Source organism: Schnuerera sp. (assembly GCF_035459645.1).
Lineage (GTDB): Bacteria > Bacillota > Clostridia > Tissierellales > Tepidimicrobiaceae > Schnuerera.
In genome coordinates this window covers 1-9,662 of record NZ_DATHXO010000001.1, presented here as the reverse complement: position 1 = coordinate 9,662, position 9,662 = coordinate 1, and the positions used below count along the sequence as shown (strand labels likewise).

The 9,662-nt window shown below is 33.5% G+C and carries 4 protein-coding genes and 2 other annotated features; all 4 genes read left to right on the top strand.

Annotated elements, in window-relative coordinates:
• The first annotated feature begins 120 nt into the window (after window positions 1–120).
• Window positions 121–5,388 (top strand): S8 family serine peptidase, encoded by a 5,268-nt coding sequence (locus VK998_RS00020; RefSeq protein ID WP_325224081.1) that lies wholly within the window; start codon window positions 121–123, stop codon window positions 5,386–5,388.
• A gap of 255 nt (window positions 5,389–5,643) precedes the next feature.
• A complete protein-coding gene (locus VK998_RS00015; protein WP_325224080.1) occupies window positions 5,644–7,551 on the top strand; it encodes a hypothetical protein in 1,908 nt (635 codons plus the stop codon).
• Window positions 7,552–7,627: 76 nt separating this feature from the next.
• Window positions 7,628–7,857: a binding site (T-box leader), on the top strand.
• A 46-nt stretch (window positions 7,858–7,903) separates the two neighbouring features.
• Window positions 7,904–8,126 (top strand) — a binding site (T-box leader).
• 56 nt (window positions 8,127–8,182) lie between these two features.
• Complete coding sequence (locus tag VK998_RS00010; RefSeq protein ID WP_325224077.1) at window positions 8,183–9,010, top strand: transporter substrate-binding domain-containing protein; 828 nt, start codon at window positions 8,183–8,185, stop codon at window positions 9,008–9,010.
• An 11-nt stretch (window positions 9,011–9,021) separates the two neighbouring features.
• A partial coding sequence (locus VK998_RS00005) for an amino acid ABC transporter permease (RefSeq protein ID WP_325224075.1) occupies window positions 9,022–9,662 on the top strand: 641 nt, incomplete at its 3' end.

Sequence of the window (9,662 nt, the reverse complement as noted above, 5' to 3'; positions counted from 1 at the left end):
GGGGTATTAGAGGCTTTAAAGGATAAAGCAAATTTAACTCAGGTTAAACTATTAAATTATTTAGAACAGGAAAAGGAAAAAGGGAATGTAGTAGAATATAAACCTTACCATATAGTCAATATGGTATATGTAAAGGCAAGTGAAGAAGTAATAGAAAACATATCCTATATGACAGAAGTAGAAAAGATCCACAAGAATAAAACCTATAAAATGGATATATCTGTAAATGGTGAAGATATTAAACCATCAAATACTGAACCAGAATGGAATATCCTAAGAGTAGGAGCAGACCAGGCTTGGGATTTAGGCTATGACGGAACAGGAGTAGTAGTAGGCTCTTTAGACTCAGGAGTAGATTGGACTCATCCAGCATTACAATACAAATGGAGAGGATATGATCCAATAACTGGAGAAATAGATGCATCTAAAAGCTGGTTCGATCCACAATACGGATCAAGTTTACCAGAAGATTCAGATAGCCATGGAACTCATGTAATGGGAACAATCGTAGGACGAGAACCAGATGGAAGCAACCCAATAGGTGTAGCACCAGGAGCTAGATGGATAACAGCAAGAGTATTCGATGTTTTAGGCTACACTACAGATCAAATACTACTAGACGCAGCACAATGGATGACAAACCCAGGTGGCGACCTAACATCAGCTCCAGATGTAGTAAACAACTCATGGGGAGGCCTTGATGGAATAGATGATTGGTATAGAGATGCTGTAAGGAACTGGAGAGCAGCAGAAATATTCCCAGTATTTTCAGCAGGAAACCAAAGATCAGGAGAACCACTACCATGGCCAGGCTCCATATCATGCCCAGCCAACTATCCAGAATCCTACGCAGTAGCAGCAGTAAATAGATACGACGAAAGAGCAAGTTTCTCTAAACTAGGTCCATCACCTTATGATGAAACATTAATAAAACCAAATATATCGGCTCCAGGAGTAAATATCTATTCATCCATACCAGGAGGCTATACTAGTGGATATTCAGGAACCTCCATGTCCGCACCTCATGTATCAGGAACAGTAGCACTACTACTATCAGCCAATGCATCCTTAGAACTAGAAGAAATAGAACAAATACTAGCAGATACAGCAGATCCACTAACAGATAGCACCTATCCAGAATCACCAAATTTTGGATATGGCTATGGAATGGTAAATGCATTTGAAGCAGTATCTGAAATAGCAACAGGCACAGGATATATAAAAGGAAAAGTATTAAAAGAAGGAGAAGACTTAGAAGATATAATAATAGAACATGAACAAAAGATAACAGAAGTATATGCAGGTTCAGAAATAGAAATAGAAGCAAGAATAACAGACGATGTATCTGTATTAGAAGCAGAATTATTAGTAAAGCCAGCAGGAAAATCCTATTGGTTCTTAGTACCAATGGATAGAATATCAGGAGACCATAAAGATGGTATATACGAGGGAACCATTACCTATGACATGCTAATAGGTGATAATATAATTTACAAGATAAGAGCAAGAGACTATGCAGGAGAAGTAGTAGTTTCACAAGATTATAAAATAGATGTAAGCTTTGGTTTAGTACCAGATGAATATACTCAAGGATTTGAAGATAATGCTTTAGGTTGGACTATGGAAGGAGTATGGGAATGGGGTCCAGCAGTAGAAGGGTTTGACCCTATTCCTTATGAGGGAGAAAACATTGTGGGAACAAACCTTGGATCTAATCATAGTAATAGTGCAGATGATTGGTTGATAACTCCTCCAATAGATTTAAGAGATACCAATTTAGATTCTACAACTTTAAGATTTCATCATTGGTACAACACCTATAATTATTATGATTATGGTGAAGTACTTGTAACTAATGATTTTGGTGAAAACTGGATACAAATAGGACCAGATTATTATGGAGCTAGTGAAGATTGGGAGGAAGTAGTAATCAATCTAGAAGAATATATTGGTTCTACTAATCCAGTATTTGTTGCATTTAGATTTTTATCGAATGCTTATACCAATAGAGAAGGATGGTATATCGACAATGTAAGATTAGTAGGAGTAGATTTAGAATCACCAGCTACACCTATAAATCTTAATGCAGAGACTAATATAAGAGGTGTAAAATTAACTTGGGAAGCTAATTCTGAAGGTGATTTAGATCATTATAATGTTTATCGTTCAGAGACTTCTGGGGGACCATATAACCTTGTATCAGAAACCTTTACCAATGGATTTATAGATATGGAAGCTCCTCATAATGTGGAATCCTTCTATGTAGTAACAGCAGTAGATTTTTCAGGGAATGAAAGTCTGTATTCTAATGAATCGAGTGCTATAGCTAGGCCATATTTTGAAATATTTGGCACGGATTTTGAAGAAGACGATGGAGGGTTTATAACTGGAGTAACCCAAGGTACTGCCAATGATTGGGAATGGGGAATTCCTACATCAGGTCCAAATACAGCTGCTTCAGGGGAAAAATTATGGGCAACAAATCTTAGTGGTAATTATACTGCTAGAAATGATTCCTATATTGAATCTCCTGCTATAGATATACCAGAAAATAGTAATGCTACTTTAATCTTCACTCATTGGTATGATTTTGAGGGAACAACTACATTATGGGATTATGGTCAAGTAATGATTTCTAATGATGATGGAGAAACTTGGATGAATCTAACCCCAACTCCAGAAGAAAAATACGGTAGACGAGTACAAGAATGGTTCGATGAAGAAATATCATTAAGTGAATATGAAGGAGATACTATAAAAATAAGATTCTTCTTCCATTCAGATGGGTCTGTATATTACAGTGGTTGGTATATAGATGATGTCTATATTATGGGAGCAGAACAAAGCCAAGAAGACCCAGACCCAGTTCCAGAACCAGATCCGATACCAGAACCAGTTCCAGAAGAAATACTTGAAAAAGAGGCTTATGTTGAAGTAGCAGAACCAAACTTCAAAATAAATAGAAACAATATTACGTTAAATGGATACAAATATGAAATGATATCTGATAAAGAAATAGCAAATACACCAATGGCAAGAGGTAGTGGCATCCCAGTAGATGAAGCTGTAGTTACAATTCTCGAAACTGGTAGAAGTGTTAGAACTAACCCTGCCACCGGTGAATATAGTATGAGAATTCCTATGGGAGACTATACACTACAAGCAGAAGCCTATGGATATTATCCACAAACAGTAGAAGTTAGTGTAGCTGAAGATGAAACCATAAATCAAACCTTTATATTAGATCCAAAACCTAGAGGAACAATCCAAGGAAGAATATTTGACAGATACTATGGTGAACCTGCTTCATTTGCAGAAATAAGAGTAGTAGAAGATCCAAAAGTAGCACCAGTTACAGCAGACGAAGATGGTAATTTCATAATTCAAGATATTCTAGTAGGAAACTACACCTTGAAAATAATAGCAGAAGGATTTGAACCAGGAGAATTTGAAGTAGAAGTAAATGCAGATGAGATAACAGAAGTAGAACTAGGATTGAAAAGATTTGTAGGTTATGAAGATGAGATAATATACGACGATGGAACAGCAGAAAATGCATTAGTTCTAAATGAAGCACCAAATGGATTAGCAGTAAGATTTACCCCAAGTCAATATGGAAAAGTAAAAGGTGCAAACATCTATTTCTGGAGTACAGATTGGCCAACTCCAGGAGGAAATAGAATGGGATTTGCAATATATGATATAGACGAAAATGGAAGAGCAACCAAAGTAGGAGAACCAATATTTAAAGACGATATAGTAAGAGGAGACTGGAACTATATAGATCTATCCAGCTTTGGATTCTCAACAGAAAGAGATTACTTCATATCAACAATACAAGATAAACCAGGTACTAGTTGTCCAGGAACAGGCATAGATGAATCATCATCCCATGGTGATAGATCATATATGAACATTGATGGAGAATTCCAATTGATATCATCAGAAGATATAAATGGTGGATTGATGATAAGATCCGTTATGGAATACTCAGTATCAACTCCAATAATAACCAATCTAGAAGAGATAAACTATACAAATCAAGACAGTATCACAGTAGAAGGAACAGTTGCAGCAGAGGGTAAAGTAAATGTATATGTAAATGAAGAAAAAGTAAATAGTGTAGATAGTGAAGATTTAGGATTCACAGTAGAAGTAGATTTACCAGAAGAAACAAACCAAATAATGGTAACAGCAGAAATGGATGGAGTAGAAACAGAACCTTCCCCATCAGTAACCGTAGTAAAAGACCAGACACTACCAATCCTAGAAGTAAATAAACCATTAGACAATGCAAAGATTAATGCAGAAGTTGTCCACGTAGAAGGAAATGTAACAGATGATATAGGATTAGCAAAATTATTGATAAACGATAAAGAAGTAGAAATAGACGAAGAAGGGAACTTTCATGAAAGATTGATAGTAGATGAAGGCGAAAATCTAATTACAGTTAAAGCAGTAGATTTAGCAGGAAATGAAATAATTATTGAGAAAAGTGTATTTGTTCAATTAGAAGAACCTACTATAACAAATATATTACCAGATGAGGATGTAGAACTTAGAGCAGGAGATACATTGGATATAAGTTTCAATGCTCCAACAGGTGGTTCAGGTTATTATAGAATAATGCTTCCATTTGGACCATCAAGTAATGAGCCTGGAACTCCAATGACAGAAGAAGATGGATTATATACAGGAACTTGGACAGTACCAGAAGGATTAGTAGCAACGGACTTACAAGTTCAAGTAATCTATATAAGCGAATATGGATTTAAGATAACTGAAATAGCAGAAGGAAGATTAACAATAGTATCAGATGGTGAACCAAATATACCAGAACCTGCTATTACTAATATTCAACCAGAAAACGATATAGAACTTAGAGCAGGGGATGTATTGGATATAAGTTTCAATGCTTCAACTGATGGAGAAGGTCATTTCAGAATATTACTCCCATTTAATATGTCAAATAATATCGAGGGAATTCCAATGACTGAAATATCTCAAGGGTTATATACAGGAAATTGGACTGTACCTGAGGGATTAGTAGCAGAAGGATTACAAGTTGAAGTTGTATTTAGGGGAAGAGACAATATTAGATTGGCAGAAATAGCAGAAGGTAAGATAACAGTTATAGGAGATATAGAAGATATTCCAGTTAATGCTGTGATTATACTAGAGGAGGCATTTGATGCAAAATATTTAGACAATAACCCAGAAGCCCAATTAAAATTCATAGAATACACTGAATCAGGACAAGAAATATATATAAAAATAAATGAAAATACTTTTACAAATTTCAATGGTGAAATAGTTGATATGGATGTACTACATGATAGAATAATATACTATAACCAATATGGAAATATTGAAATATATTCAAAATAAGAAAAAGGACGAATACTATGTCTCAAAACTGAAATAAAAGTTAAATAGATTAATTATATCGCCAAACTAGAATAGTTAAACTTTATGTTTGGCGATATATTTTTGTTTAAAGAAGATTATAAATAACACTCAAATACTAAATGAAAATAAAATAGTTTAACTTATATATATATTGGGTATAATTATATGAAGATTATTTTTAAATTTAATACTCAATATAATTACAATAATATGTTCCAAGGGGGGAGTGTACTGATGTATACAGTAGATAAAGACGTATTTGCTTTTATAAAACCATCTCTTGATGCTCATACTATGGGTATTAATTCTGCTGCTGAACTTTTACGTGATTGTGGATATCAAGTTATTATTGGGAATGAAAAAATTGCAGATGCTATGAATAATATTAAGTATGAAGTAAATCGCCAGATAGTTTTAGACTGGATATGTTCAAATAAGATAACTCAGATTGGACTAAGTTATAGATTGGATGAAGATGAAGCTGTAAATATGGTAGGCTATTTTATGAATGAATTAAAAAACAATAATATGTTATCATTTCAAGGAGGGCCAATCAAAACAATATTTTTTGCAGGATTGCCTAAAACCTGTGAGATTATAGAAAGAGAGCATAAAGGATTTGTAAAAACTTTTAAAGGTGGAGAGTCTATTCGAGAATCTTTAACTAAGATGGGGGTTCCTGAAGAAAGGATTCCAAAAGATATTATCGAAGGAAGTTTGTATGATGATTTGAGGATGGAATTTGGAAAAGATATAATAAATTCTGGTGATTATGATTCATTTAAACCTATAAATAGAGCTACATATGATGAATATGGTACAGCTGAAGATACTGTAGTTAAGAGACTTAGCTCTAATATGAAGGATTCATTCATGCCTTTGATGCGTGCACATGTTGGTCCTTATTCATCTTCTGTTGATAGACTAGATTCTGTTAAAGAATTTATATCCTGGGCTGAGAATTTGGCAGCTGCTAAGTATTTAGATATTTTATCCATTGGTACTTCCCAATTAACTCAATCAAATTTTGGAGAGGACTGGGAAGGAAGGCCTAATGGTGGAGGAGTGCCTGTTAATTCACCAGAAGAATATAGAATGATATGGAGTGCTTCTAGACCTCTTTTATTGAGGACCTATGCGGGAACAAAAAATGTACCTGAATTGGCTAAAATACATGAGGAAACCCTTAATATCTGTTGGCATGCTCTATCCTTGTGGTGGTTTAACAAATTAGATGGAAGAGGGCCCTATGATTTATATACTAATTTAAAACAGCATGTTGAAACTTTAAAATATATTGCAAAGACTAATAAGCCCTTTGAACCGAATTTACCACATCATTTTGCATTTAGAGGTGCAGATGATGTAACTTATATTGTATCTGCTTATTTAGCTGCGAGGCTGGCTAAAAAAATGAAAATCAGAACCCTTATATTACAAAACATGCTAAATACACCAAGATATACTTGGGGAATCCAGGATCTGGCCAAATCTAGAGCAATGCTTACTTTGGTTAAGAGTTTAGAAGAACCTAATTTTAAAGTTATATTGCAACCTAGAGCAGGCCTTGACTATTTCAAACCAGATTTAGAGGAAGCGAAGATGCAATTAGCAGCTGTAACTGCATTGATGGATGATATAGATCCTCATGATGAGGCTAGTCCATCTATTATACATGTTGTTAGTTATTCAGAGGCATCTCATTTGGCAACACCAGACATTATAAACGAAAGTATAAAAATTACCCAATATTCATTACAAAAATATAGGGAATTGAGAAGAAATGGGAAAATTGAAGATATGAGTAAAAATATAGATGTTCAAGAAAGAATGCTAGAATTATTGGACTCTGCTAAAACTATAATATCTGGAATTGAGAAATATATAGATAATCCATATTCTGCAGAAGGATTCTATAAAATTTTTGCAGCAGGATTTTTACCTGTACCATACTTATGGGGAGAGATTGAAGAGTTTAAACATGCTAAAGCATGGAAAACAAAACCAATTAGAGGTAGTGTAAAAGTTGTAGATGAAAATAATAGAATTGTAAAATCGGAAAAAGTCGTAGAATATGCTAGGGAAAATATAAAAGAAGTAGAATATATTTTAAATCAAAAAATAGATATTACAAAGATTTAGAAAGAAAAAACATACAAAAAGACTTGACAAAAGATCAATTTGTATTTATCATTGAATACAATACAAAAAATATTTTAAAATATTTATGAGGCAAAAAAGTAATTATGTTAAGTACATCCTACAGAGAACTGGGTAAGGTGAGAGCCAGGTGATGGAAAGCTTAATGAAAAGAGTTGCTGAAATGAATAGGACAAAGCTTACTAGTGAGTATCTTATTCCGCTTTCAAAGCGTTATTTGAGTTAAGTTGGATTTTACTAGTTAAAATACAATTAGAGTGGTACCGCGGGCATATACTCGTCTCTTATGGAGGCGAGTTTTTTGTATTTTAAAGGTATAATTTAAAATTTAATATTAAAGTCTATAATACAGAGAGTAGTTATATTAGTAGGTTTTACAGAGAACTGGGTAAGGTGAGAGCCAGGAAATTGAAAATATAATGAAAAGAGCTGTGGAGATAAATAGGACAAAACATATTAGTGAGTATCCTGTTTCGCATTCAAAGCGTTATTTGAATTGAGTTGGGTTTTTAAATTGAACCAAATAGAGTGGTAACGCGGGAAATCTCGTCTCTTATATAGAAATAAGAGACGAGATTTTTTATTTAAAAATATGATTAAAGAGGTGTATAGAATGAAAAAAAATATTAGTCTATTTCTGGTAATTATAATTGTACTATCAAGTTTAATTGTTGCTTGTGGAATGGAAAATGAGGCAAATTTAGAAGGGGAAGATTTAGAAGTTGAAACTTATTCATTAGAAGGAATTAAAAATAAAGGTAAATTAGTAATGGGAACTAGTGCAGATTATCCTCCTTTTGAGTTTCATACTATGATTGATGGGAAGGATGAGATTGTTGGTTTTGATATTGAGATTGCGAAGTATATAGCTGATGAGTTAGGAGTTGAATTGGAGATAAAAGATATGGATTTTGATAAACTCCTAGGTGGATTGTCTACTGGAATGCTAGATATAGTAATAGCTGGAATGAACCCAGATCCTGAAAGGGAAGCAAATTTTACTGATATTTATTATGAAGCCAATCTTTCTGTTTTAGTAGCTAAGGAAAATAAGTCCAATATTACTTCTGTAGAAGATTTAGAAGGTAAAAATATAGGAGTGCAAATTGGTACTACACAGGAAGATATTGCACAAACAAAAATTAAGGATGCTGATGTAAAAAGTTTGAGTACAAATCCAGATATAGTGATGAACCTAAAGACTAAAAAAATAGATTGTGCTCTTATGGAAGCACCTGTGGCAGAATCTTTTGCAAAAGCTAATGACGATATTATGGTTGTAGAAGATTTAACCATTGACTCAGGTACAGGAGGTGTAGCTATAGCTGTAAAAGAAGATAATGATGAATTAACAGAGAAGTTAAATGAAATACTAGCTAAAGCAAAATCCGAAGGTTTATTGGAAAAATGGTTAGTTGAAACAGATGAGTTTAGCAATTAGGAGGAATAAAATTGAACGTAGTAAAATTGTTTCTAGAATATAAAGATTACTATTTAATAGGGATTAAAGTAACTTTGCTAATATCATTTTTGTCCCTTGCTATAGGAACTACATTAGGCGCTTTATTGAGTATTTTTAAGTTATCAAAGGTAAAAATTCTGAAAGGCATTTCAACTATATATATTGAGATAGTTCGTGGAACACCTATGATGGTTCAAATTGCATTAGTTTATTTTGGAAGTTATGTAATTATGGGAGTAAATATGGATGGATTTTTAGCTGCTTTGATAGCTGTTTCTTTAAATAGTGCAGCATATGTAGCAGAAATTATCCGTTCTGGTATACAGTCTATTGATAGTGGGCAGACAGAGGCTAGTAGAAGCTTAGGGTTATCAGATGGACAAACTATGAGATATATAATACTACCTCAAGCTATAAAAAATATATTACCTGCATTAGGAAATGAGTTTGTAACTTTAATTAAAGAGACAGCAGTGGCTTCAACTATAGGGGTAGCAGATTTAATGTATGCGTCTAAAATAGTACAAAGTACAAGTTTTCAGGCTTTCAATCCATTGATAATAGTGGCTGTAATATATTTCATAATTACATTTACATTATCTCAGTTAATAGGTGTATTTGAAAGGAGGTT